Origin of the sequence: Catenulispora pinistramenti, assembly GCF_018274385.1 — a bacterium.
GTDB lineage: Bacteria > Actinomycetota > Actinomycetes > Streptomycetales > Catenulisporaceae > Catenulispora > Catenulispora pinistramenti.
The window spans coordinates 1-25030 of sequence record NZ_JAAFYZ010000163.1 but is presented as its reverse complement, the minus strand read 5'-3'; the positions used below and the strand labels follow the sequence as shown (position 1 = coordinate 25030).

Genomic DNA, 25030 nt, shown 5'->3' with positions numbered 1-25030 from the left:
GGGCGTTGGGGGCTGCGGCGGCGGTGCCCGCGGGGTATCTGGCGTGGCCTCGGGCCGCGGCTAAGGCGCAGCACCGGTTTCGGATGCTGGATGCCGACGCGCCGCCGCATGTGCTGCAGATCGTGGCGCATCAGGATGATGACTTGCTGTTCCTGAATCCGGACGTCGATCTGATCAAGCAGGGCATCGCCACCACGACCGTGTACCTCACCGCCGGTGAGGCGAACGGGGCGGTGGACGGGTCGCTGACCCGGACCCAGTTCGCGGCCGGGCGGCAGGCCGGGTCGCGGGCGGCGTACGCGGCGTTGATGGGGGTGGCCGACCAGTGGCAGCGGGAGGTGTACACGTCCTCGACCGGGCAGCACGCGGAGTTGGCCACGCTGGTGGGTACGCCGGGGGTACGGCTGATCTTCCTGAGCCTGCCCGATTCCGGGGACACGGCGTACGGCGCGCAGGGCCAGGCGCTGCCGGGGCTGCTGCTCGACCGGTTCCCGACGATCCCCACGCTGGTGCCGGACAGCGGTCCGGTGACGTCAGTGTCCGAATACAGTAAGGACGCGTTGGTCCAGACGCTCACCGAGCTGATGGAGCAGTTCCAGCCGAGCCTGATACGCACCCTGGATCCGCAGTACGCCGAGCAGTCCTGGCGTGGTGCGCGCAACAGCGGCGGTGACAACCTCGACCACGAGGCCGCCGCCCGGGTCACCGACCTGGCGTTGCGCGGCTACCTCGGTATCGGGACTGGAACGGGAACGGGAACCGCAACGAAGCCCGGGACCGCCGCCGGCAAGAGCTCCGGCCCCGGCTCCGGTTCGAGCACCGGCAGTCCTGGCAGCGCCGGCAGCACCGGCCCCAAGCCGATCACCGCCGCCTCCCCCGGCCTGGCCGTCGTCAACTACGTCGGCTACGGCATCGCGAGCCTGCCCTCCAACCTGGACGACGCCGTGCTCGCGACGAAGACCTCCGTCTTCAGCACCTACACGACCCAGGACCGCAACGTCCAGATCTTCCGCAAGAACTACAACGTCTACCTCCCCTCCCAGCGCTACCGCTGGGCCCCGCCCTCGCCGGTCCTGCTCCCCGACGGCCCCGGGGCCACCTCGGCCTTCGCCATCTTGAACCGTCAGGTGATCCGCTGGTACCGCGCGGCGCCGGAGTGGGGCGGGCCGGAGGCGCTGGGACCGGGCGGGGACGACGGTGTGGTGGCGATGGCGGCGATCTCGCAGCCGGACGGCCGGATCCGGTTGTTCGCGTTGGTCATCGACGTCACGACCAACACCGGTGAGATCACCACCACGGTGCAGGGGCAGCCCGGGGGCGAGTTCGAGCCCTGGCAGAGCCTCGGCGCGCCGGGGCCGGACGCCGGGACCAAGACCGACGAGCCGTGGCGGGAGGCGTTCCCGGGCCCGCCGTTCGCCGCCGTGACGTCCGCGAACACCGTGCAGGTCGGCACCCAGGCCAGCGACGGCTTCCTCTACGCCCGCACCCTGGACAAGGACGCTTGGCAGCCGTGGACCCAGGTCGGGCAGGCCGACCTGGTCGACGTGCCCTCGGCGATCGCCACCAAGGACCGGGGCGCGGAGATGTTCGCCGCGACGATGGTGTCGCCGGACGGTCCGGCCGGTACGGCGCCGGCGGTGTGCCAGCTGGTGCGCTGGCCGCAGGTGACCTCGGGTGGTCCGCTGGTGGCGGACCCGCAGCTGCCGAACGTGCAGGTGGTGTCGGCGCCGGTGGCGGTCCGCGACACCGCGGGCATCGCAGTGTTCTGTCAGACCCCGGGTGCCGGTGTCACGATGCTCAGATCGCAGACCAAGGGCGTGTGGAGCACGGCGACCGGGCTGGGCGGGGCGGACTTCGTCGCCACCCCGACCGCGCACCTGAAGGACCCGGCGGCCGGCGGCACGCTGATCCTGGCCGGGCGCGGGTTCGACGGGTCGGTGAGCATTCTGGAGGAGGCGCCGGACAAGAGTTTCGCGCCGTCCTGGACGCGGATCGGCGGGAACGCCATCGGATCGGCGGGGATCGCCTCGGACTCCACCGGGCGGACCGACGTCGCGGTCATCGACGTCCACGGCCGGCTGTCGGTGGCCACCCGGCCCGGACCGGACCAGCCGTTCCAGCCGTGGCAGACCGCGGGGCCGTGAGCGAGGCTGTGAACCGGGACATGCACCGGGCCGTGAACCGGGCCTATCGGACAACCGGTCCGGACCGAGACCGAGTCGTGACGGGACCGAAAGGACCCCGGATCAGGGCGTCCGGCGAAATGGTCCATACTCTGTGTTGTTCATACGCGATCGCATAGGTTTGACAGGCCGTCAGCACTGGCGGAAGACTGCTGCGTTCACTTGTCGACGGTAGGGGGAACAGTGAGGACATCAGCACAGCGGCGGGCTCTCACGCTGGGGGCCGTCGGCTCGATCATGGGCGCCGGGGTCGGGCTGGTCCCCGCGATCTCCGCCCACGCCGACACGCCGACCATGTCCTCCGGCAACCTGCGGGACGGCTGGGACTCCAACGAGCCCGGACTCAGTCCCTACAACGTCGCGACGAACTTCGGCCAGACCTTCGCCACCCAGCTCACCAACGCCGACGGCACCCCGGACACCGGCCACATATTCGCCGAGCCGGCGGTCATCAACGGCACCCTGATCGTGGCCAACGAGAACAACAACGTCTACGGCCTGGACCCGGTGACCGGCGCCATCAAGTGGCGCCGCAACGTCGGCCCGGCCTGGCCGGCACCGCAGGCGATCGGCTGCAACGACCTGACCCCCACGGTCGGCATCACGAGTTCCCCGGTGTACGACCCGGCGACCAACGCGCTGTACTTCACCGACAAGCAGAACGACCCGGACATGCAGCACCCGAGTTGGTTCATGCACGCGGTCGACCCGGCCACCGGCGCGGAGAAGCCGGGCTTCCCGGTCAAGATCGGCGGCTCGCCGACCAACGACCCGAGCAACACCTTCAACTCCGAGTACCAGATGCAGCGCCCCGGCCTGCTCCTGCTGGACGGCGTCGTCTACGCCGGCTTCGGCGACCACTGCGCCCTGAACCCGCCGGCTCCGGCCCAGGGCTACCGCGGCTACGTCGTCGGGATCGACACCGCGACCGCGAAGCAGACCACCATGTGGACCGACAGCATGGAGAGCTCCGACAATCCCAAGATCGGCGCCGGCATCTGGGCCAGCGGCGGCGCCCTGATGTCGGACGGGGACGGCAACATCCTGCTCACCTCGGGCAACGGCGACGCCCCGGCCCTCGGCCCGGGCAACAACCCGCCGGCCACCCTCGGCGACTCCGTGATCCGGCTGCATGTGAACGCCGACAAGAGCCTGACTCCGGTGGACTTCTTCAGCCCCGCCAACGCCGACGTGCTCGGCACGACCGACGCCGACCTGGGCAGCGGCTCGCCGACCGGGCTGCCCGACGGCTTCTTCGGCCCCAAGTCGACCGTGCAGCGCACGCTGGTGCAGCAGGGCAAGGACGGCCGGCTGTTCCTGCTCAACCGGGACAACCTGGGCGGTCGGACGACCGACGACTCCGGCGCGCTCCAGGTCCTGAACCTGCCGACCCGGCAGTGGGGCCGCGAGGCGGTCTACGGCGGCGACGGCGGCTACGTCTACGACATCGGACTCAACAGCCCGCTGCGAGCGCTGAAGGCGGGCGTCGACAGCACCGGCAAGCCCCAGCTGACCCAGACCGGCACCAGCTCGAACACCTTCGGGTACTTCGCCGCCTCGCCGGTCGTCACCTCCGACGGCACCGCTTCGGGCAGCGGTGTGGTGTGGACGGTCGACCCGACCACCGAGGGCACCACCGGCGCGCCGGCCCAGCTGACTGCGTACAACGCCGTTCCGGACGCCAACGGGAACCTGCAGAAGCTCTACAGCGCGCCGGTCGGCAGCGCGACCAAGTTCTCCACCCCGGTCACCGACGGCAACCGGGTGTACGTCGGCAACTACACCGGCGTGGTCTACGGATTCGGCGTGTACCCGCCGGTGGTCGGTCACGCCGTGGTGTCCCGCGAGTCCGGCGCCGACCGGTACGCCACCGGCGTCGCGGTGTCCCAGTCGGTGTGGGCCGACGCCGGCGGCGACAAGACCGGGCGCAAGCGCGCGCAGGCCGTCGTGCTGGCCCGCGGCGACGCCTTCCCCGACGCGCTGGCCGGAGTGCCGCTGGCTTCCAAGGCCAACGGCCCGCTGCTGCTGACGCAGCCGAAGACGCTGCCGAGCGAGACGCTGAACGAGATCCGGCGGGTGCTGCCGGCCGGCGGCACGGTGTATGTGCTCGGAGGTACGGACGCGATCTCGGCCCCGGTGGCGCAGAAGCTGGTCCAGCTCGGCTACCACGTCACCCGCTACGGCGGCGCGGACCGGTACGCCACCGCGCTGCAGATCGCACAGCAGGGCCTGGGCAATCCGGCGAAGGTCATGCTGGCCACCGGGCTGGACTACGCCGACGCGCTGGCCGCCGGACCGTTCGCGGCCACCGGCCCGGCCTCCTCCGGCGGGAGCCCGGCGGCGATCCTGCTGACCGACGGCAAGAAGATGGACCCGGCGACCGCCGCGTACGTCGCGGGCAAGGCGCGGTCCTCGACCGCCGCGGCCCCGACGGTTTACGCGGTGGGCGGGCCGGCGGCGACCGCCGCCAAGTCGCTGCCCGGCTACATCCGGACCTTCAGCGGCTACGACCGCTACGCCACCGACGCGCAGCTGGTGCAGGCCCAGAGCGGGGTGCCGTTCGTCGGCGTCGCGGTCGGCACGAACTTCGCCGACGCGCTCACCGGTGGCGCGGCGACCGCGGAGAAGAAGGGCGCGCTGGTCACGGTGCCCTCCACGCTCCCGGCCCCGACCGCGCACCTGCTGACCTCGCTCGCGCCGGCGTTGCAGGCCCTGGACGTCTTCGGCGGCCCGGTGGTCATCCCGGACCCGGAGCTGACCGCGATCACCCGGGCGGTCGGCGGGCATCCGGCCTGATAAGGCCGGTATCGGGTTTCGCCGGGCGAGGCCGGATCGATAAAATCCCCACGGGGGGATCTCGTTGAGATTCCGGTGGCCTCGCGGGGGGTGTCTGGTGGGCGTCGGTGTGCGGGCTCTGATGAAGCCCGCCCCGCGCGCCCCCGGCCGGCAACGGTTCCCACTTACCTGGAACGTCTCAAGTAGGGACTCGACGATATGAGCACACCGCAGGACGAGCAAGGCGGTCGGCCGAACCCGTTCTCGCCGCCGCCGCAGGACGAGGCACCGTACGACTCCTCGCCTCCGCCCGCGCCGCCGATGATGCACTCGCCGTATCGGCCGGACGAGCAGCTGCCCGGGCAGGAGCCGCAACGGCGGCAGCCGCCGCGGTTCCCGGCGCTGCATCACGGGCCCGGGCACGGTCAGGGGCCAGAGCAACCGCCCGCACCGCAGGCGCCGCAACAGCAGGTACCGCAGCAGCAACAACAGCAGCAGCAGGCGCCGCCGCCGTTCGAGCAGCGGGCGTCGCAGAGTTCTGCTTCTGGGTGGGGTACCGGCGCGACCGGAGCGGCCGGCGGCGGCAACCAGCCCTACATCCAGCCGCCGCAGTTCTCCTATCGGCCGGAAATGCAGCCTGCTCCCCCGCCGCCGGCGCCGCCGGCCGGTAACGACCGGCGCAAGATGCTGATCGGCGTGTCGGCGGCCGTGGTGTTGGTGATCGCCGCGGTCGGGGCCGGGGTGTCGGTGTTCGGGGGCGGCAGCTCGAAGCAGCCCGCGACGGCCGGCGGCCTGGGCCAGGACTCGCGGTCCGGCTCCTCAGCCACGTCCGCCGCGGACAAGAGCGTGCCCGCGGCGTGGTCGGCGCCCGCCGCCGGGGACGCGGCGACGGTCGTCGGCAGCTGGCTGGTGGACAACCACTCGATCGTGCGTGGCGACACCGGCGCGGTGAAAGCCTATGACTCGGAGAGCGGGAAGGCCCTGTGGACCTTCCCGGTTCCGGGTCAGGGTTCTTCGATCTGTGCCATGAGCCAGCTCGCGATCCGCAAGATCGGGCTGGTGCAGTACGGGCCCGACGGGAACTGCGACACGATCGCCGCGGTCGGGACCGACGACGGCAAGCCGGTGTGGACCCAGCCGCTCGCGGTCGCCCCGGGCGCGCCGGCCGGGACCGTGCCGCTGATGTCGTTCGGCGGGGACGTGGTGGCCGGGCAGGCCGGGACGTCGGTGACGGTGTGGGGCGCGGCCGACGGCAAGCAGCTGTGGACCTCGGACCTGTCGAAGCTGAAGCCGGCGTGCCGGCTGGAGCAGCTGGGTGTCAAGGGCGCCTACGTCACGCTGATCCAGGACTGCGGGGCCGGTCCGGTCGTGACGATGAAGGACTCGCACAAGGGCACCGACCTGTGGAGCACCCCGCTGCCGCCGGACGGCCTCAACGGGGCCCAGATCACGTTGGTGCAGGCGGCGTTCCCGACGATCGTGCACGTCGCCTCGCCGGGCGGCCAGCCGGTCGACCGCTACTACTCCTTCGACCCCAAGGGCAAGGCGCAGGCGCCGATCAACGGCTCCGGCGACTTCGGCGCCCTGGACCTGAACGTCGGCCCGCAGGGGCAGCAGCACCCGCTGCCGCACATCCAGGACAACACCTTCGTCGCCCCCACCGCGGACAAGGACCCGACCGCCTCGCTGGTCGCGTTCGACCTGGTCTCCGGGAACAAGCTGTGGCAGGGGGCCGCGACCCCGAGCGGCCCGGTGACCATCGCCGCGGTCGACCCGAACAAGGTGACGGTGTTCGACGGCGGCGCCGCGGACGCGCCCGCGCGGCTGCTGGCGTTCGCCACGAAGGACGGCTCACCGATGGCTTCGGGGATCAGCGGGACGCTGGGGACGGACTGGAGCGGGCCCGCGGCGGCGGCTTACATCGCCGGGGACCGGCTGATCGTGTTGCCGGCGGCGCCGGAGAAGAACGCTGATGTGCTGGCCTTCGCGCTGAGCTGATTCTTCGCCGGGTACGACCGGCGCCGATCCTGGTGGATCGGCGCCGGTCGTACTCAGAAGGGATGAGTATGAATACGGATGCTGATGTAAGCCAGGGCCGCGAGGCTGAGGTTGTGACTCAGCCGGTATACCAGCGCCCACGAGATCCCAACCAGCACCGCTTTTGGATGATCGCTCCCGCGGTGTCCCTGTCGATCACCCTATTCCTGATTCCCGTCGCCCTCTTCATTTACGGCATTTCGGGGATCGCCCTCGACGCGTGCGACTCCAAGGCCGACTGCCCCAAGGCTTATGCCGCGATGGGCCACACCGGATGGCTCATCGCCATCTCGGCGATTCTGGCGATTGTCCAGTGGCTGCCCGCCGCGTTCCTGCCCCGCGCCGGTCGACTGGTGCTCGCCGCCGCGCCGCCCTTGATCGCCGTGGCAGCGATGGTCAACGCCTTGGGCACTCCTGCGGGCCGGTGACCGGCGCCGCGACGGCGACGATCGAGCTCGTGGACTTCTGAACACCAGGACCCCGGGGCGGGGCATCGTCCTGAGCAGCTACCAGTCCAGCACCCACGAGCCGGCGGGGAACCGATGAGGCGCCCGAGACCGAATCGGCGGCGGGACTCCGGCCGAAGCCGGTCTAATGCTCTGCCCGATTGAGCTACCGCCTCCGGTGAGGGAGGCGTGCCGGACTCGAACCGGCAACCCTTAGAACCAGAAGTATCCGCTGCCTGCGCACCGGGCGCCGAGCTCCACGGTAGCCGGGTGCGGGGCTCGGCGGCGAGTGGTTTCGCAGGGGACCTGATTCATGACCCTGACATATGCCGCACACCGTAAAAACCCTGACTCGGCCCATCATCGAGCTTTGATTCACGAGAACCAGGGAAAGTGCCATGGGACCCCTTTCACCCGCATTCGAGAGGATCAGCCATGGCGAGAATGCGCACTTTCACCGCCGCCCTCACGGCGCTGACCTGCACGGCCCTCACGCTGGCGGGATGCAGCTCCGGGGGTGGGGGCGGCGGGCAGGCCAGGAGTGGGCCGATCAAGATCTGGTATTCCAACAACGCGCAGGAAGTCTCGTGGGGGAAGGCGACGGTGGCGTTGTGGAACAAGGCGCATCCCAGTGAGCAGGTCAGCGGTGAGCAGATCCCGGCGGGCAGCAGCTCGGAGGAGGTCATCACGGCGGCGATCGCGGCCGGGAACGCGCCGTGTCTGGTGTTCAACGGTTCCCCGTCGGCGATCTCGGGGTGGGTGAAGCAGGGCGGTCTGGTGCCGCTGAACGACTTCCCCGACGGGGTCTCGTACATCCAGGGGCGGACCGGGGCCACGGTGGCCAGCGAGTATAAGAGCTCTGATGGGAAGTACTACCAGCTGCCGTGGAAGAGCAATCCGGTGATGATCTTCTACAACAAGGACATGTTCAAGGCCGCCGGGCTGGATCCGGACCACCCGGCGCTGTCCACGTACGCCGACTTCGAGGCCGCCGCGCAGAAGCTCGTCGGGTCCGGGGTCGCGCAGTACGCCATCGCCCCGGCGCCAACCAACGAGTTCTACCAGAACTGGTACGACTACTACCCGCTCTACATAGCCCAGAGCGGTGGCCAGCCCCTGGTGGCGAACGGCAAGGCCACGTTCGACGACGCCGCGGGGCAGGCCGTCGCCGACTTCTGGGCCGGCGTCTACGCGAAGAACCAGGCGCCGAAGGAGAAGTACAACGGCGACGCCTTCGTGGATAAGAAGGCCGCGATGGCGATCGTCGGTCCGTGGGCGATCGCGACCTACGCGGGCAAGGTGAACTGGGGCGCGGTGCCGGTGCCGACGTCCACCGGGATGCCGGCCGACCAGATCCACACCTTCGCCGACTCCAAGACCGTGTCGGTCTTCACCGCGTGCAAGAACCGGCAGAGCGCCTGGGACTTCCTGAAGTTCGCCACCGACCAGGCCAACGACGGCACCCTGCTCAGCATGACCGGCCAGATGCCGCTGCGCACCGACCTGCCGACCACGTACGCGTCCTACTTCAGCGCCAACCCCGAGTACACGCTGTTCGCGCAGCAGGCGAGCCGCACGGTCGAGGTGCCGAACGTCGCCAACGGGGTGACCATGTGGCAGGACTTCCGCAACGGCTATCTGAAGTCGGTGGTCTTCGGCCAACAGCCGACCAGCCAGTGGCTGCACAGCGCGGCGAGCACCGTCGTCTCCGACATCGGCAAGTAGGCCGCGCCGATGTCAGCCATGGAACACGGGGAGCCCGCGGAACCCGCGGCACCCGCGGAACCCGCGGAACCCGCGGCACCCGCGAGTCCTGCGAAACCCGCGAGACGCGGGCGCGGAGGGCCGCGGTCGAAGACCATGATCGGGCTTTACCTGGCGGCGCCGTACGTGGTCTACCTGATCATCGTCTACGCCGTACCGATCATCCAGGGCTTCCGGATCTCCGTCCTGGACTACGTATACGCGGCACCCGGCGCGTCGGTCCCGCAGCCGTTCGTCGGCCTGAAGAACTACCGCGAGGCGCTGTCCGATCCGCTGCTGCGCCGCTCCTTCCTGAACATCCTGGAGTTCCTGGCCATCAACGTGCCGCTGACCGTGATCCTGGGCATGACGCTGGCCGCGGTGCTGGCGAAGCTGAGCCGGATGAAGACGTTCTTCCGCTCGGCGTTCTTCGTCCCCTACGTCACCGCCAGCATCGCGGTCATCGGCGTCTGGTACTTCCTGTTCAGCCAGGGCGGCCTGATGGACCACGTGCTGGGCAGCTGGGCCCCGAACCCGTCCTGGCTGGTCAACTCCAAGCTGGCGATGGTCGTGATCGCGTTGGAGGTGACCTGGAAGCAGCTCGGCTTCTACGTCCTGCTCTACCTCGCCGGGGTGTTGTTGATCCCTGATTCGCTGTACGAGGCGGCGAGCATCGACGGGGCCGGGCCGGTCCGGCAGTTCCGGGCGATCACCATGCCGGCTCTGCGCAACATCACCATCCTGGTCACCACGCTGGCGCTGATCGTCGGCGCCAACCTGTTCGCCGAGCCCTACCTGCTCACCGGGGGCGGCGGCCCGAACGGCGCGACCATGTCGCCGGCGCTGCTGATCTACCAGAAGGGCGTGGAGCAGGGCGAGCCGGGCGTCGGCGCGGCCATCGGCATCCTGCTGACGCTGTTCATCCTGCTGGTCGCCGGGGCCGGGGCCGGCGCGCGCCGGCTGGTCCAGGCCAGGGAGGCGGCATGAGGAGCGGGCAGTACGGCAGGACCCTGCGACGGTTGACGACGTACGGCTTCGTCACCCTGGGCGCGCTGGCGAGCATCTTCCCGCTCTACTACATGGTGGTCGGCTCGTTGCAGCTGCGGGCGGACAGCGCTTTCAGTGGTCTGATACCGAAGGCCGGCAACCTGGGGTTGCAGAACTACCGCGACGTCAACCGGGCGATCTCGCTGCTGCCGTCGCTGGGGAACTCGGCGATCTTCACGCTCGGCACGGTGGTGCTGACCATCGTGGTCGGGCTGCCGGCCGGCTACGCGCTGGCCCGGCTGCGGTTCCCGGGCAAGCCGGCGGTGGCCGGCGGGCTGATCCTGGTGCTGGTGCTGCCGTTCCAGGTGCTGATGATCCCGCTGTACATCCTGGCGGTCCGGGACTACGGGCTGGCCGACAACTACCTCGGGATGATCCTGCCGTTCGCGGTGAATCCGGCGGCGGTGCTGATCTTCCGGCAGTTCTTCATCTCGCTGCCGGACGAGCTGTTCGACGCCGCGCACATCGACGGCGCCGGGGAGGTGCGCACGCTGCTGTTGGTCGCGGCGCCGCTGACCAAGCCGGCCATCCTGACCGCGACGGTGATCACGTTCATCGGGCCGTGGAACGAGTTCCTGTGGCCGTTCCTGATCACCAAGAAGCACTCGATGCAGCCGCTGGCGGTCTCGCTCGGCGAGTACGTGTCGACGAACGCGGCCACCGCGGCCAATCCGTACGGCGTGATCCTGGCCGGCGCGTGCGTGTTGGCGGTGCCGGTGATCGCGCTGTTCCTGGTGGCTCAGCGGTACTTCACGTCGGCGGCCCTGGGGAGCGGGGTGAAGGAGTGAGATGGACCCGGTACGTTTCCGGGCATGGCTGACGACGAGAGCGAGCCCGAGGACGCGCTGGCGGCGGCCGGGTGGACGGCGCGATGGGCGGCCGGCGGCCCGGTCGACCCCCGGCTCCGGTGCGTCTTCGCCGATCCTGTCGGTGACGTGAGCGCCGTCGCGACGGCGGTGGTCGACGGCCGCCCGATCGCGGTGACCGGGGGCTGGTACGGCGTGGTGCGCCGATGGGACCTGGCGACCGGCGCGCAGATCGGCGCGCCGCTGACCGGCCACACCGCGGCGGTGCGCGCGGTGGCGACGACGGTGATCGACGGCCGCGCGGTCGCCGTCACCGGCAGCGCGGACGAGACGGTGCGCAGGTGGGACCTGGCTACCGGCAAGCAGATCGGCGAGCCGCTGACGGGCCACCGCGCCGAGCCGTATGCGGTGTCGATGCCGGTGGCGACGGCGATCGTGAACGGTTCGCCGATAGCCGTCGTCGCCTACGGCGCCGACAACTCGCGAGTGCGGGCCTGGGACCTGGCCACCGGTCGGCAGTTGTGGGAGCCCGAGTCCGGTCCCTACATAGTGCGGGGCCTGGCGACAGCGGTGGCGGCGGGCCGCCCGATCGCCGTGGGTGCCGACGACAGCGACCCGATCTCCGTGTGGGATCTGACGACCGGTCAGATGATTGACCGGTTCTGGGTGGCGAACCGGGAAGACAGTGTGCGCGCGGTGGCCACGGCGGTGGTGGACGGCTGGCCGATCGCGGTCACCGGCAGCGCCGACGGGGTGGTGCGCAGGTGGGATCTGATCATGGCCGAGCAGATCGGGGAGCCCGCCGAGGGCCACACCGCAGGCGTGTGGGCGATGGCGACGGCGGTGGTGGACGGCCGCCCGGTCGCCGTCACCGGCGGCCTGGACGGGACGGTGCGGGTGTGGGATCTGGCCACCGGCCGTCCGGTCGGGGAACCCGTCGAGGGCCACCTCGACGGGGTGACGGGCGTGGCCACGGCAGTGGTGGACGGCTCACCGGTCGCCGTCACCGTGACCGGTGGCGAAAAGCGGGCCGTGGGGGTGTGGAGTCTGACCGCCGACCGATCGCCGTGACCGGCGGCGACTACTCACCACCCCCGCTGGGCAACGGCGCGGCGCAGGCCCAGTGCTCGACCAGCAGGCCGTCGACGACGCGCACCATGTCGATGCCGGTGATCTCGAAACGCTCGCCGGTCGCGGCGACGCCGAAGAGGTCACCGGTGTGGGTGCCGCGGATCGTGTAGCGGTTGGCGACCCACTCGCCGCTCTCCACGCTCTGCTCGGTGATCACTTCCAGGTCCGGGCAGCCCGCGCGCATCGCTGCCCATTTGCGCCGCCAGTCCTCGCGGGTGGCCGCGCTCGCGGCGGCGCAGGACGCCGGCACGGTCCGCCGGGACCTCGACATCGTCGAGTTGATGTCCCTCACCACGGCCGTCGCGCGCGCCGGAAGCCCGGCTCAGGCCGACCGCTTTCTCAGCGTTCTGCTGGACGGCGTCGTGCCGCGCTGACGCCGCGGCGGCGCCGGCCCTGCGCCGCCCCTGAATCAGCCTTCGAACTTCTGCTTCGACCTGGTCCTTCAGTCCGAAGCCGAACTCTCAGAATCCTGAAGAAGATGGGCAAGCGCTGTCCTTGACGAAACGTTCAATTTTCTGTAGATGCGCGCCAGGTGGGTCTCCACCGTGCGATGGCTGAGGAACAGTTCCTCGGCGATCGCGCGGCTGCGGCGGCCGGTGGCGACCAGGGCCGCTATCTCCTGTTCGCGGCGGGTCAGCAGGCCGCGGACGTCGGACTGGAGCGATGGCGCGGGCAGCGGCGTCAGGGTCGGGGCGGGGGTGCCGGTGAGGATCGGCCTGCGCTCCGGGGCCGGGGCGCCGAGCAGCTTGGCGCGGATGTCGGTGATCTCCTCCTCGATCCGCAGCGCGCCGTGGATGCGGGCCACTTCCTCGGCGGAGTCCAGCCAGGAGCTCGCGACCACCGGGCCCAGGGCCAGGGCGGCCGAGCCGCTCCCGGCGGCCAGGGTCCAGGCGTGCTGCACCGGGCGGTTGGCGCGGCGGAAGCCGAGGGCGGACTGCTCGAAGAGCTTGGCCGCGGTGTCGTGGTCGCCTTCGGCGGCGTGCAGGGCGGCCTGGGCCCGGATCACGTACGCACGTTGCACCGACAGCCCCGAGGCCTCGGCCGCCTCGTCGGCGTCCAGCGCCGCCTGCCGGGCCAGTTCGGCCCGGCCGGAGCGCAGGGCGGCCGTGGACAGCATCGACAGCAGCATCGGGCGGTAGGCCGGCTGCAGCTGGCGCAGTTCGGGGCCGCCGCCGCCTTCCAGCAGCGCGTCGACGCAGCCGGCGGCGTCGCCGCTGACCATCCGGACCAGGGCCAGCTGCATCGCCGCCGAGCCGGACCACCAGCCGTTGCCGGGGCGGGCGGTGCGGACCGCGCGCTCGGCGGCGGCGACCACCTCCTGCGCCTCGGCGCGTGGCCGGGACCAGATCATCGCGCCGACCCGCAGTGCCTCGCTCATGCTGACGCCGTCACCGGCGCCGGTGGCGCGCGCGACCCGGCCGGCTTCCTCGGCGCGTTGCTCGGCGCGCAGCAAGTTGCCGGTCTGCTGGTCGATGAAGGCCAGGCCGAGCAGGACGTTGAGTTTCATCTGCTGCGGGCCGCCCTTGCGGGCGATGGTCAGGCAGCGGCGCAGGTGCCGGGCGGCGGCGGTGTAGCCCTCCATGAACATCTCGCCGCAGCCGAGCATGGCCAGCAGTTCCGGGTTGCGGGCGGCCGTGGCGTCCGGGAGGCCGTCGACCAGCCGGGCGCTCTCGACGAGCGCCGGGATCGCGGCGGCGGTCTGGCCGAGGAAGGCGTCGCCGAAGGCGGCCAGGACCCGGACCGCCGCGGCGGCGCGGGCTTCGGGGGCTGACGGTATATCGATCAGATAGGTGTCGACGTCGTGTGATGCTCCGAGTGATCCGGCCGCAGATGGGGCGGCTGCGGCGGATCGGCTGGAGTCGGCGGGGACCGCGGGCAGCCCGGGATCGGCCAGGGCCGCGGACGACCCGGGATCGGCGGAGGCCGCCTCGGCGGCGGCCTTCACCGCTGCGGCGACCTCCTGCACGACCGGGCGCGCCAAGGCGAACGTGCCGCGATACAGGTGCAGCACCCCGTACTCGAAGGCGAGCTCGGCGGCGTCGGCGGTGAGCGGCCGGGGCAGCGCCTCGACCGCGGCGCTGGCCACGGCCGAGGCCTCGTCGTAGCGGCCCAGCTGGCGTTCGGCGGCGACCCGCATCGCGTAGGCGCGCTGGCGCAGCGGGCCGGTCAGCCAGGTGTCGTCGCGCAGCACGTCGTGGGCCAGCGCGCGGGCCTCCTCGAAGCGGCCGGCGGCGGACAGCGCGCGGCAGCATTCGAGCATCAGCGCGTCGCGCTCGGCGCTGGGCCGCTCCCCCACCGGGGTCTGGAGCGCCAGGCGCAGCCAGCGCACGGCGGTCTCCGGCGCGTCGGGCAGGATCTCGCTGGCGCCGCGGGCCAGCAGCGGGGCGGCGACCGCGGCGTCGGTGCCGATCAGGTGCTCGGCGTGCCGGGCCAGGTCGACGGCGGCCGCGCCGCGCGCCTTGAGCAGGTCCAGCGCGCGCTGGTGGGCGGCGAGCAGGGTGGGCAGCGGCGCGCGTTCGTGGGCGACGTGGCCGAGCAGCGGGTGCCGGAAGGCGAAGCGCGCGCCGGGGGCGACGTGCCGGATCACGTCGGCGCGCACCAGATCGTCCAGCGCGTCCAGGATCCCGGCGAGTTCGAGCCCGGGAGGGGCGGACGCGCACAGCGCGGCGACCTCTTCGGGGCGGAACGGACCGCCGAGTACCGCGGCCGCGCTGACCACGGCGGTCTCGGCGGGGCTGAGCGCGTCCAGTTCGGCGGCCATCGAGGCGCCCTCGCGCAGCAGCGCGCCGGTGTCCTCGCCGGGGCTGTCCGGCCACAGTTCGGGACGCCAGCCGGCGGCGGTGAGCACGCGCAGGTTGCGCGGGTTGCCGTCGGCTGCGGCGCGGATCTGTTCCAGGTAGGCGGGATCCAGCGCGTTGTTGCCGGACCAGGCGGACAGCAGTTGGTTGACCGCCGTGATGTCGAGCGCGTCCAGCTCGACCCGGACCACGGTGCCGGTGCGGGAGCCGTCGTCGAGCGCTTCCAGCAGGACCGAGCCGGTGCGCCGCGGGCAGTGCCCGATGGCCATCAGCAGCGGACCGGGGACCGGGGTGCGGATCAGCCGGGCGAGCAGCCGGGTGGAGTCCTCGTCGGCGAGGTGGACGTCGTCGAAGATAACGGCGCCGCCGACCCCGACCGGGTCCGCGGCCCAGTCGGCCAGCCCGGCACGGATCCGGCGGAAGACCTCGTCGTCGTCGCTCGCGGTCAGGTCCGGGGCCGGCACGTCGGCCCAGGCGTCCCGGAACAGCTGACGGGCGATGGTGTTGCCGCGCAGTCCGTTGGACCGGGCCACGCGGGCGCCCTGGCCCGAGGCGAGCTGGGCGATCCGCCCGAGCAGCCGGGTCTTGCCCATGCCCGGGTCGCCGGCGATCTCCAGCACCGCGCCCCGGCCGGACGCGAGCGCGGCGACGGCCTCGGCCATCCGCTCGGCCTGGGCTTCCCGCCCGACCAAGGCCTGCCAGGCCTGTGGCGACCCGATGGCCAGCACGTGTACCTCCCCCAAGGTGGTCGACCCCTGACGCTCCGAGGGACAACAGAGCATTTTTTACTTCACAAGGTCTTCGGTGAGACTGTACCCAGCCCCGGTGACGGAGACCTTTCATTCTGTTTTATTTGTCGCTGACGACGCCAGTCGGCTCACCAGCAGAGATGAACGGGCATGGCCGCGACGTGCTCTCGGACGGAGGTGGCGCGGGGTCTCGAGTGTAGGTACTACTGACGCGTAGGGGTAGGTAGTACTGACGTCTCGGCGTAGGTACCGGCATCTCAAGAGGCAGTAGCGGGTTACGTAGTTTTACCGACGACGCGTCGTCTAAGGGTGATGACACTTGGTGCTGCGTCGGCGTCGGCGTGGTTCTCACAGCGGGCCGACGCCGGCGACGACGGCCCCCACCGCCCTCGCGATCCGGTCTATACCACCGGGCCGCATCCGCCCCCGAGCACCTTGAGAGGCGAGCCATGGAACCCACGCGCGTCCGCGCCGAGCAGGAATCGGCCCGTATCCCCGTCAGCGTCGTGGAGGACCACCCCTTGTACCGCGACGCCCTCACCCGGCTGTTCAGCGAGGCCGGGGACATGGACGTGGACGTGGTCGCCGGCAGCGTCGGCAAGTTCGTCGCCTGCCGGCCGCGCCGGGACGGGATCGTGATCCTGGACCTGACGCTGCCCGGCGTGAAGGGCGCGGCGGCGGTGCTGCAGATCAACGGCATGGGCAACCGGGTGCTGGTGGTGTCCGGCGAGGCCGGGAAGTCCGACGTGCTCGGCGCGATCTCGGCCGGCGCGCGCGGCTTCCTGTCGAAGGAGTCCGAGGGCGCCGAGATCCTGCGCGCGGTGCGGGAGATAGCGGCCGGCAACAGCTACGTCTCCCCGACCCTGGCCTCGATCGTGCTCACCACCGAGCAGAACCGGCAGGCCGGTCCGCGCCTGGAGCTGTCCGGCCAGGAGAAGCAGGTGCTGCGGCTGGTCGCGGCCGGCGAGCGGGACCGGGACATCGCGATGGCGATGGGGATCAGCGTGCGGACCGTGCGCTCCTACCTGGACCGGATCCGCGACAAGATCGGCGCGCGCCGCCGCGCGGACATGACGCGGGCCGCGATCGAGCTCGGCGTGCTCGCCGAGTCGGCGGCGTGCTGAGGGTCGCGCAGGCGGCGGGAAGGGTTGCGGGGCTTGGGGGGATCCGGGAACTGGCGGCGCGCGGTTGGCGGCGCGAGGACAGAGCCGAATATGTCATAGCGATTCCCCTGGCGTTCCAGATCGGTGTGCTTCCCGCTGCCGCGCTGGTGTATGTGGGGAGCTTCGGGGGTTCGGGGAGCGCGGCGGTGCTGGGGCTGGCGGCGGCCCTGGTCCTCGCCACGATCGGCCTCGGGTTCGGCGCGGTGCGCGGGGTCCCGGTGCGGGTGTTGGCGCTGGCGGACACCGTCGCGGCGATCGCGGGCAATCTGGCGATGAGCGCGGTTCCGGGTTCTTCGGCCCGGGCGGTCGAGGTGTCCTGGCAGTACTTCGCGGGCTGCGTCGCCTTGTGGACGCTGCTCCGGGGCGTCTCGGGCGGGCTGGTCGCGGCCGCCCTCGGGACCGCACTGCGGTTGGCGATGTTCGCGGGCGCGGGTGCGCCGGTGGCGACCGCCACGCTGCTCGGCGATGTCGCGGTGCTGCTGGTCGCCATGGCGGTGTCGGCCGGGGTGCTGTTGGTGCTGGACCACGACGCCGAGCGGTTGCGGACCGGGGTGCGCAGGTCGTTGCACGACACGGTGTTGCAGACGCTGGAAGCGATCGCGTTGACGCTGCCGGGCGACGCGGACAACGCCGCGCGGCGGCTTCGCGAAGTGCGCGCGGTCGCGCACGCCGAGGCGGTCGCGCTGCGGCGGGAGCTGTCGCGGCGCTACGAGGCGCGCACGACGCCGGGCGTCGTGGAGGGCCTGATCGGGCTCGGCGCCGAACTGGCTCGGGACGGGCTGCGCATGCGCCTGGACGCGGCCGAGGGCGTGGACGGTGTGGACGGCGGCGACGGGCTGACGGCGCAGCGCCGGGCCGCGGTGCTGGCTGCGGCGCGCGAGGCCCTTCGCAATGTCCTGAAACACTCCGGGGCCGGCGAGGCGCTGGTCCGGGTCTGGGACGAACCGGACGGGCTGACCGTGGTGGTGCGCGACTTCGGGGTCGGATTCGACCCGGCGGCGCACCGGCCCGGGTTCGGTCTGAGCCAGTCGATCTCGGCCCGGATGGCCGAGGTCGGCGGGACCGCGACGGTCGGTTCGCGAGTGGGCAACGGCACGTCGGTGACGCTGTGGGTGCCCGTAGCGGGCGAAGCGGCGCACAGCTGAGATGAAGCAAGACCCCTGGAGTATCCATCAGAGCTGATATAAGATCAGCCCATGAAGCAGGTCATTTTGCGACCCGCCGGGGGCTTGGGGTACTTGAAGGCGATCATCGTCTTCGCTGACCTGGCATTCCTCGGCCTCCCCTTCCTGGTCGCCTCCACCCACCAGAGCGCCATCATCGTCGCGGTCATCGCCGTGGTGTCCGTGGTGTGTATAGCCGCGGGCACGTTCCTCGGCTGGCTGGCCCTGGACATGCGGATCGAGGTCGAGCCGGACGCCGTGCGGATCTACTACTTCTGGCCGGTGCCCGGTGTCATCGCGCGCGAGGCCATCCTGGACGCGCGGATCACGCGGATGAACACCGGCAGGTCCTACGCTCCGAGCCTGGCGCTGGTCGGCAATCGGTACCGCCTTCTCCTCCCGCTGAGCGTGCGGAGCGAGTATCAGGCGCAGGAGCAGCTTGAGAAGCTCAAGCAGGCGCTGCGGGACGTCGCCCCGGTTGACCTGAGCGCTCGGTAGGGTTGGGTCGGCGGAGTTCCCACGCCGCCGATCGGGCCCGGGTGCGAGGAGGACGCCATGGTGGCTGTGGTGACGTGGTAACTGTGGTGACGCGGTGACCGTCGTCGAGCGCGAGCTGTCCGAGCCGTGGGAAGCAGTGTGCTGCGAACCGGACGGCGGGAGCGAGGCCGGCGTGGTGGTCCTGGCCGGTTCCAGCGGCCGGGTGCTGCGGGAGCGGGCCCGGATCCTGGCGCAGCAGGGGATGTCGGCGCTGGCGATCCGGTGGTTCGGCGGGCCGGGACAGCCGGCGGCGATCCGTGAGGTGCCGCTGGAGACGTTCACGGCTGCCGTCGATTATCTGAAGGCGCGCGGGGCCCGGCGAATCGGCGTCATGGGGACGTCCAAGGGTGCGGAGGCCGCGCTGCTGACCGCGATCCGGGATCCCCGGATCGACGTGGTGGTCGGGAACTCGCCCACGGCGTTGGTGTGGGGCGGTGTCGGGCCCGGGCCGGATGGTTCGTTCACGCCGTATCGGTCGTCGTGGTCCTGGCAAGGCGAGCCGGTGCCGTTCATGCCTTATGACGACAGCTGGTGGGATACGGCTCCCGCGCGGCCGAGGGCGATCCGGGGGCTGTATGAACTCAGTGAGCGGACGTTCGCCGAACACGTCGACGCCGCCGCGATCCCGGTGGAGCAAGCGCGGGCGGACCTGCTGTTGGTGGCCGGGGGCGAGGACCGGATGTGGCCGTCGATGACGTACACGCTGCGGCTCGCCGAGCGGCGGCGGGCGGCCGGGCGCACGGTCCGCCTGATCAGCCACGGCGATGCCGGGCACGGGTTGCTGTTCCCGGGCGAGACGGCGGGTCCGGCGTCGGCGGAGTTCGACTACGGCGGGAGCGAGGTCGCCGACACTCTGTTGGGGAAGCAGGCGTGGCCGCATGTGCTCAGCGCGCTGCGCGGAGACTGAACCAGAATCAGCGTGCTTGCTCGGCGCGTGGCGCGTGACGCGTGACGTGCAGCGCGCGGCGGGAAGTCTGACCGGAGTCAGGCCGCCGCCCGCATCAGCTCAGCTCCCGGACGCCAGCGGCTTCTGCGCATCCGCCTCGTCCAACGCGGGACCGGTGGGCAGCAGGCCCAACGCGGTCGGCAGCAGCGTCGAGGTCGGAGCGTTCGAGTAGCCGAGCGCCGAGCGGGCCGAGCCGTCGGTGAGCGGGTACTTCGTGCCGGCGTCGGTGATGAGGTAGACCATGCCGGCCTGGGCGCCGGGCGGGGTCGGGGCGGTCGCCAGCGCGGCGGTGCCGGGTGCGAGGTAGACCTCGTCGGCGGTGGTGCCGCCTTGCGCGACGCCGGTGGGGACCGTGCGGGCCCCGGCCGGGAGGGGCAGGGCTGTGCCCAGGCCTATTTGCGAGGGGTCCTTGCCGTCGCCGACCGCGCAGACCACTGCCAGACCGCCTTCGGCCGCGGCCGGGCTGGGCACGCCCGCGGGGTAGCCGGTGGCGTCGTCGCCGGTCGGGACGCTGGGGGTGGCCGCGACATCGGCCACTGACACCTGCCTGGCCGCCTGCATGCCGTCGGTGTAGGCGGCGGCGTTCGCGGTGTTCGCCAGGACCAGGGCCGCCTCGATCTGGGAGATCGGCTCCAGGCCGCCGGCCCGGACCAGGTAGTAGCCGGTCTTGCCGGCCACGGCGTTGTCGGCGGTGATGACCTCGCCGACCTTCGTCTTCGCCCCGGCGACGCGCGGCCCCGCGGTGCCGGCGTCCGGGACCGCCACCAGAGCCAGGTCGCGGCCGGAGGGGACGGCGGTGAGCCAGCTCGCCGCGACCGGCAGGACCGGGACGTTCTGGTAGCCCAGGGCGATCAGGGTGTGGTCGTCGGCGAGCTTGTACTTCAGGCCCGCGGTGAGCAGGTAGCGGTCGCCCTTGGGGGTCTGGACCACCAGGCCGTGGCCGTCCGGGATGGGAGTCATGCCGGTGAGGGTCGCCGCCGGGTCGGTGGTGTGGACCAGCAGCACCGCGCCGACCGGCCCGGTCTGCTTCGGGAGGTCGGAGGTGGCGCGGGAGCAGGCCACGGGGTCCGGGTCGGCGATCACGCTGGTCGGGTCCGGGAGCGTGTCCGGGGCGTTGGGGATGCCCATGACGGCGCCGCGCGGGGCCTTGCTGAGCAGGTTCGAGGCGACCGTCACGGACTTGGTGCTGTTCGCCAGCAGCCGGGCCGAGGCCAGGTTGGTCACCGGGTGCAGGACGCCGTTGTTGTCCAGCACGTAGCGGCCTCCGCCGTCCTGTTCCAGGATCACCAGGCCGGTGTGCTGCCAGTCCGGGGGCGGGCTCGGCGCCATCATGCCGGACACGCCGAAGCCCGCGGCGGTCAGCAGGGTCGCCACACTGCCCAGGACCGTGCCCATCACCAGCCGGCGATGCGGCGGGGTCGGGTGGTTGGGGTCGGAGGTGACCAAGGCGGACACCAGCCGCCGTCGGAGGAACTGGTACGCCTGGATCTGGTCCCGCTCAGTCCACACTGCGCGCCCCGGTATTTCTCGTGATCGGCAATCGTCGGCCCGGTTCGCCGATGGCGATTTCCGCCACTTTCCGAGGGCGGGGCGCTGTACGAACCAGAGCCAGTATACGTATGATAAGCGAGCGCCAAAAGCATATGCGGGGACCGGTTCGCCGTCGAATTCCAGACGCCGCGTCCGGTGGGCGCCCGACACACATTGTCGTCCGATCCCGCCGGCTCGAAGAAATATGGTGTCCGCGATGAGCAGTCACGCCGCGCCGGCGGCCGAGATCATGGCCCCCCCGCCCCCTGTCCCGGCCGCGACCAGCCGCGCGGCGGCCCCCGACGCGGCCACGGTGCCGCGCGGCGCGGCCGCCCTGGACTGGATCGCGCCGGTGCGCGGCTGGCAGACGGTGGCCTGGGAGGCCGCCGCGCTGGCCGCGGCCGCCGGCTACGGCCACTCCGCCACCACCGAGGGCATCGCCTACGCCGGCGCGGGCGCGCTGGTCGGCATGACCTCGGTGCGCTTCCGGGGCCGGCACCTGGCGCAGTGGACCGACACCCAGGGCCGCTACCGCTACCGCCGGGTCGCCACCCGCCGCAAGGGCCAGGCCGCCGAGGCCAACCTGGAACCGCTCGCCACCCTGCTGCCGGACCTGGGCCTGGGCGAGTACGTCGACCGGGCCGGCAACCGCGTGGGCCTGGCGGCCACCGACGGCGGCTGGGTCTCGGCGGTGCGGCTGCGCACGACCGAGGGCCCGCACATCGGCGCGCTGCTGGAGGTGCTGCGCGAGGTGTACACGGGCACGACGATCCCGCTGGCCAGCGCGCAGCTGGTGGTGTGGACGGCGCCGCCGCCGGAGGCCGCGCCCCGGCAGCAGGCCCAGCAGGCCCGGCAACCGTCGGGGCCGGTCTCGCCGGACCAGGTGTCGACCAGGACGCTGGCGACGATGCCCGCGCCGATCTCGCCGGACTTGTCCGAGACGATGAGCTTGCCGGCGATGCCCTCGCCGGACCTGTCGGAGACCATGACCATGCAGGCCATGACCGGGTATCAGGGGCATGGCCCGGGACCTGCGCCGCAGTCGCAGCCCCCAGGCCAGCCCCAGGTCCAACCCCAGCCCCAGAACCTCGCGCCGATGCGCGTGACCTGGCTCGCCCTGCGCTACCGCCCGCGTCAGGCCCCGTACGCGGCCATGGCCCGCGGCGGCGGCGAACTCGGAGCGGCGCGCGCCGTGGCCAGCGCCTCCCTGGGCCTGGTCTCCCGGCTGGACGAGGCCGGCTACGCCGCCGACGCCCTGGACCAGGCCGAACTCGGCCAGGAACTGATGGTCGCGGTCCACGGCGCGGACCCGGCCCCGCCGACCGTCCAGGAGACCTGGCGCGACTGGTCGGCGGGCAGCCTGCGCCAGGTCTGCTACGAACCGCACCACGCCCTGGACCCGGCCGCCCTCCTCGACCGCTGGACCCCCGGCGCGGCCTTCACCTGCGCCTCGTACACCCTGAGCCGCACCGCGCGCGGCCGAGTGCGTGCCGAAGCGGCATTGCGCATCGCCGGGCTGGACGGCGCGATCCTGGAGCCGCCGTTCCCCGCGGTGCGAGCCAACGGGCGGCACCAGGAGTTCGTGCTGCGGACGATGCCGTTGGCGGTGCACCGGTGAGGTGCCGGCCCGAAGTACTCGAACAGGTGCCAACATCTGTATCCCAGCCGCCGCTCGGCCTGGCTGGCACTGCCTGAGATGGGCGAGAGCATCCACATCGTGCTGGACGAGACCGCGATGGTCGCCGCGATGCCGACCCCGGAGCTGCCGAACGGCGCCGTCGTCGCCACCACCGACATCAGCCGCTGGGACCACCGGCCGGTCCGCCTGCTCGACCTGAATCCCTGAAGCCCCGGGCGCCCCGGCGCGCCGACAGCCCGCCCCCGCCCTCGCACAAAACAAAGGACCCTGATCAGGAGGAATATCCCGATCAGGGCCCCGAGCCTTGGGTGGCCGGGCCGCCCGACGACCCGGCCACCGTCCCCGTCAATCAGTGCTTGATGTGCCCCAGGTGCTCGTAGACCCCGAGGGCGACCCCGGCGATGGGTAGCAGGGCCACCACGCTGAGGAATTCGGATACGTCCATGAAGCGGGTCCAGTACGGGGAGTGCCTGCCCTGGCCAGCGTGCCGGGCGTAGACGAAGCAGCCCAGGCCTGCCACCGCCAGGACCGAGACGCCGGCCAGGAGCAGTGATTGCTCGTGCCGGACCACCAGGGAGCCGGCGAGCCAGGTCAGGGCGGCCAGGCCGCTGCCGACCAGGAGGACCCGTTGGACGGTGTCGGTGTAGGAGCGTGAGCGCAGCATCCAGACCACGCTCAGCAGGCTGACGAACACCACCGGCCAGGTCCCGGGGGCCCGTAGTGCGGAGACGGCGCCGGCGACCGCGGACAGGCCCAGGGCCGCCAGCAGGCCGGTGAGCATGCGCTGCGCGGTCGTGGTCTGGTGCAGGACGTCGGGGCCGAGGGTCGGCTCCTCGTTCTCCCGGAACGCCGTGATGTCCGAGGGCACCCGGGGCAGCGGGAGGCGGCCCAGGCGCATCGAGAGCATCGGGGCGCCGGCGGCCAGCGCGGTGGCGAACACGGCCAGTACCACGCCGGCGTGCGCGGCGGTGGTGTGCGCCATGCCGACCACCGCGGCCGTGCCGCCGCCGAGGACCGCGGCCCCGGCCAGCGCCCCGAACCAGGCCGAGTAGTGCTTCACCGTGACGATGGCCAGGCCGCTGTAGGCGGCCAGGACGGCCAGCCCCAGGGCCGCCGCGCCGCCGTGCAGCGGCCACAGCTTGTGCGGCGGGACCGCTGAGACGCCGGCCAGGACGGCCGCCGGCAGACCGGCCGCCACGCAGGCGATGGCCGCGCGGCGGTCGTGCTGCACCCGGGCCAGCAGGCCGCCGACCGCCAGCAGCACGACCAGCGCGCCGCCGACCGCGGCCGGGGCCGCGACCTTGCCGGACAGCAGCGCGAACAGCAGGCCGGTGGCGCCGGCCAGGGCCACGGCGCCGCCGGCCACGCCGACCCGGTGCGCGGTGCTCGGCCGCCAGGCGCCGTCGGAGTTCTCCGAGGCGCTGGCGATCGCGTCCACGACGTCGTCGAACAGCAGCGGGGCGCCCTGACGCTCGCGCGGGACCAGGTAGAGCACGTCGCCGTCGCGCAGCCCGGAGCCGGCGACGGTGAGCTCGGCCGGCAGCGGGGCGCCGCCGAGCCGGGTCAGGACCCAGCCGGTGTGGCCGGGGCCGACGTGCCGCTGCGCGTCGGAGAGCCGGACCAGTTCCGGGACCAGCTCGGCGAAGGTGCTCTGCACCGGCAGCGCGACGTCGACCCGGGCCCGCGGGCTGACCACGGTGGCGCGCCGGGCCCAGGTCATCCGGTTCGGCACGGCCGCCTGTTCCGGGGCCGCGGACCCGGCCATGGTCAGGCCGCCGCCGGCGGCGTGGCTTCCGGCCACGGTCAGCTCCCCGGTGCGGCCTGGGCCGCGTCGATCATCGGCTGGAACTTGCGGCTGCCGGTCTCGGCGACCCGGCGCAGGCCGTCGTTGACGGCCTCCTTGACCAGCTCGCCGAGCTCGTAGGCGTCGTTCTCGCGCATCGCCTGCTCGTCGATGTCGACGCCGATCACCTGGCCGTTGCCGCGCACGGTGACCCGCACCTCGTCCTCGCGGCTGGCGCCGACGACCTCCATCACCTCCAGCTCGCGCTGAATGCGTTCGATATCCGCCTGCTGGTCCCGGATGCGCTCCATGAGCGCATTCACATTCGTCGAGAAATCGATGCTTTCCATTTACCTTCCACTCCGCCTCCGACGCGACCGGATCGCGATTATCAGGAAACGCCGGCCGCGATGTGCTCGTGAACCTGGCTGCCATTTGTCGGGTCGACGAGGGTGACATCCGTCTGGGTGCCGACCGGCATTGTCACGGTGGTGCTGACGCCGTCATAAGTGGTGGTGACGGTGATGTCGCCGGGCGGGGTGGCCGAGGAGGCC

20 protein-coding genes are annotated in these 25030 nt (G+C 72.0%); 15 read left to right on the top strand and 5 right to left on the bottom strand.

Translation table 11 applies throughout. The annotated features are described in order from the left end of the window. The 8 genes from KGQ19_RS34330 to KGQ19_RS34295 all read left to right on the top strand — a co-directional run. A partial coding sequence (locus tag KGQ19_RS34330; RefSeq protein WP_212017085.1) for a PIG-L family deacetylase occupies positions 1–2144 on the top strand: 2144 nt, incomplete at its 5' end. A gap of 222 nt (positions 2145–2366) precedes the next feature. Continuing rightward, positions 2367–4979, top strand: a complete 2613-nt coding sequence (locus KGQ19_RS34325) for a cell wall-binding repeat-containing protein (protein WP_212017083.1) — start codon at positions 2367–2369, stop codon at positions 4977–4979. Positions 4980–5177: 198 nt separating this feature from the next. Beyond that, positions 5178–6956: an outer membrane protein assembly factor BamB family protein gene (locus tag KGQ19_RS34320; protein ID WP_212017081.1), complete on the top strand. Its 1779-nt coding sequence runs from the start codon at positions 5178–5180 to the stop codon at positions 6954–6956. A gap of 182 nt (positions 6957–7138) precedes the next feature. Next, on the top strand, positions 7139–7423 hold the full coding sequence (locus KGQ19_RS34315; RefSeq protein ID WP_212017080.1) for a hypothetical protein: 285 nt from the start codon (positions 7139–7141) through the stop codon (positions 7421–7423). A gap of 453 nt (positions 7424–7876) precedes the next feature. Continuing rightward, a complete protein-coding gene (locus tag KGQ19_RS34310) occupies positions 7877–9166 on the top strand; it encodes an extracellular solute-binding protein (protein WP_212017078.1) in 1290 nt (429 codons plus the stop codon). Positions 9167–9301: 135 nt separating this feature from the next. Continuing rightward, positions 9302–10171: a carbohydrate ABC transporter permease gene (locus KGQ19_RS34305; protein WP_230419896.1), complete on the top strand. Its 870-nt coding sequence runs from the start codon at positions 9302–9304 to the stop codon at positions 10169–10171. Then, positions 10168–11019 (top strand): carbohydrate ABC transporter permease, encoded by an 852-nt coding sequence (locus KGQ19_RS34300; RefSeq protein ID WP_212017076.1) that lies wholly within the window; start codon positions 10168–10170, stop codon positions 11017–11019. The genes KGQ19_RS34305 and KGQ19_RS34300 overlap by 4 nt, the downstream gene beginning before the upstream one ends. A 24-nt stretch (positions 11020–11043) precedes the next feature. Then, a complete protein-coding gene (locus KGQ19_RS34295) occupies positions 11044–12108 on the top strand; it encodes a WD40 repeat domain-containing protein (RefSeq protein ID WP_212017074.1) in 1065 nt (354 codons plus the stop codon). Positions 12109–12118: 10 nt separating this feature from the next. Here KGQ19_RS34295 and KGQ19_RS34290 read toward each other — a convergent pair whose 3' ends face one another. Further along, complete coding sequence (locus KGQ19_RS34290) at positions 12119–12352, bottom strand: ester cyclase (RefSeq protein WP_230419890.1); 234 nt, start codon at positions 12350–12352, stop codon at positions 12119–12121. On the opposite strand from KGQ19_RS34290, the gene KGQ19_RS50295 reads away from it, so the two are divergent. Next, positions 12318–12542: an SbtR family transcriptional regulator gene (locus tag KGQ19_RS50295; RefSeq protein ID WP_307856590.1), complete on the top strand. Its 225-nt coding sequence runs from the start codon at positions 12318–12320 to the stop codon at positions 12540–12542. The genes KGQ19_RS34290 and KGQ19_RS50295 overlap by 35 nt on opposite strands. Positions 12543–12610: 68 nt before the next feature. Here the strand turns inward: KGQ19_RS50295 and KGQ19_RS34285 are convergent, their stop codons facing one another. Beyond that, positions 12611–15694 (bottom strand): helix-turn-helix transcriptional regulator, encoded by a 3084-nt coding sequence (locus tag KGQ19_RS34285; protein ID WP_212017070.1) that lies wholly within the window; start codon positions 15692–15694, stop codon positions 12611–12613. Positions 15695–16164: 470 nt separating this feature from the next. On the opposite strand from KGQ19_RS34285, the gene KGQ19_RS34280 reads away from it, so the two are divergent. The 4 genes from KGQ19_RS34280 to KGQ19_RS34265 all read left to right on the top strand — a co-directional run bounded on the left by KGQ19_RS34280 (position 16165) and on the right by KGQ19_RS34265 (position 19485). After that, a complete protein-coding gene (locus KGQ19_RS34280; protein WP_212017068.1) occupies positions 16165–16839 on the top strand; it encodes a response regulator in 675 nt (224 codons plus the stop codon). A 125-nt stretch (positions 16840–16964) separates the two neighbouring features. Then, on the top strand, positions 16965–18023 hold the full coding sequence (locus KGQ19_RS52210) for a sensor histidine kinase (protein WP_212017066.1): 1059 nt from the start codon (positions 16965–16967) through the stop codon (positions 18021–18023). Positions 18024–18074: 51 nt separating this feature from the next. Further along, complete coding sequence (locus KGQ19_RS34270; protein WP_212017064.1) at positions 18075–18539, top strand: hypothetical protein; 465 nt, start codon at positions 18075–18077, stop codon at positions 18537–18539. 94 nt (positions 18540–18633) lie between these two features. Next, a complete protein-coding gene (locus tag KGQ19_RS34265) occupies positions 18634–19485 on the top strand; it encodes an acyl-CoA thioester hydrolase/BAAT C-terminal domain-containing protein (RefSeq protein ID WP_212017062.1) in 852 nt (283 codons plus the stop codon). A gap of 99 nt (positions 19486–19584) precedes the next feature. Here the strand turns inward: KGQ19_RS34265 and eccB are convergent, their stop codons facing one another. Then, a complete protein-coding gene (gene eccB / locus KGQ19_RS34260) occupies positions 19585–21033 on the bottom strand; it encodes a type VII secretion protein EccB (RefSeq protein WP_212017060.1) in 1449 nt (482 codons plus the stop codon). A gap of 238 nt (positions 21034–21271) precedes the next feature. Between eccB and KGQ19_RS34255 the strand changes: the two genes are divergently transcribed. Together KGQ19_RS34255 and KGQ19_RS34250 are read left to right on the top strand one after the other, a co-directional pair. Continuing rightward, a complete protein-coding gene (locus tag KGQ19_RS34255) occupies positions 21272–22672 on the top strand; it encodes a type VII secretion protein EccE (protein ID WP_212017058.1) in 1401 nt (466 codons plus the stop codon). 78 nt (positions 22673–22750) lie between these two features. Next, positions 22751–22900 (top strand): hypothetical protein, encoded by a 150-nt coding sequence (locus tag KGQ19_RS34250; RefSeq protein ID WP_212017056.1) that lies wholly within the window; start codon positions 22751–22753, stop codon positions 22898–22900. Between the two features lie 142 nt (positions 22901–23042). On the opposite strand, the gene eccD is transcribed toward KGQ19_RS34250, so the two are convergent. Both eccD and KGQ19_RS34240 read right to left on the bottom strand, forming a co-directional pair. Beyond that, positions 23043–24494 carry a type VII secretion integral membrane protein EccD gene (gene eccD, locus KGQ19_RS34245; protein WP_212017054.1) on the bottom strand — a complete coding sequence of 484 codons (1452 nt, stop codon included), beginning with the start codon at positions 24492–24494 and terminating at the stop codon, positions 23043–23045. 2 nt (positions 24495–24496) lie between these two features. Continuing rightward, positions 24497–24826 (bottom strand): YbaB/EbfC family nucleoid-associated protein, encoded by a 330-nt coding sequence (locus tag KGQ19_RS34240; RefSeq protein WP_194895620.1) that lies wholly within the window; start codon positions 24824–24826, stop codon positions 24497–24499. Positions 24827–25030 lie beyond the last annotated feature (204 nt).

Coding starts and splice junctions, on each gene's coding strand:
- KGQ19_RS34250 (WP_212017056.1), top strand. CDS start 22,751: ATGGGCGAGAGCATCCACATCGTGCTGGACGAGACCGCGATGGTCGCC.
- KGQ19_RS34310 (WP_212017078.1), top strand. CDS start 7,877: ATGGCGAGAATGCGCACTTTCACCGCCGCCCTCACGGCGCTGACCTGC.
- KGQ19_RS34300 (WP_212017076.1), top strand. CDS start 10,168: ATGAGGAGCGGGCAGTACGGCAGGACCCTGCGACGGTTGACGACGTAC.
- KGQ19_RS34270 (WP_212017064.1), top strand. CDS start 18,075: ATGAAGCAGGTCATTTTGCGACCCGCCGGGGGCTTGGGGTACTTGAAG.
- KGQ19_RS34320 (WP_212017081.1), top strand. CDS start 5,178: ATGAGCACACCGCAGGACGAGCAAGGCGGTCGGCCGAACCCGTTCTCG.
- KGQ19_RS34290 (WP_230419890.1), bottom strand. CDS start 12,352: ATGCGCGCGGGCTGCCCGGACCTGGAAGTGATCACCGAGCAGAGCGTG.
- KGQ19_RS34305 (WP_230419896.1), top strand. CDS start 9,302: ATGATCGGGCTTTACCTGGCGGCGCCGTACGTGGTCTACCTGATCATC.
- KGQ19_RS34255 (WP_212017058.1), top strand. CDS start 21,272: ATGAGCAGTCACGCCGCGCCGGCGGCCGAGATCATGGCCCCCCCGCCC.
- KGQ19_RS34280 (WP_212017068.1), top strand. CDS start 16,165: ATGGAACCCACGCGCGTCCGCGCCGAGCAGGAATCGGCCCGTATCCCC.
- KGQ19_RS34240 (WP_194895620.1), bottom strand. CDS start 24,826: ATGGAAAGCATCGATTTCTCGACGAATGTGAATGCGCTCATGGAGCGC.
- KGQ19_RS34295 (WP_212017074.1), top strand. CDS start 11,044: ATGGCTGACGACGAGAGCGAGCCCGAGGACGCGCTGGCGGCGGCCGGG.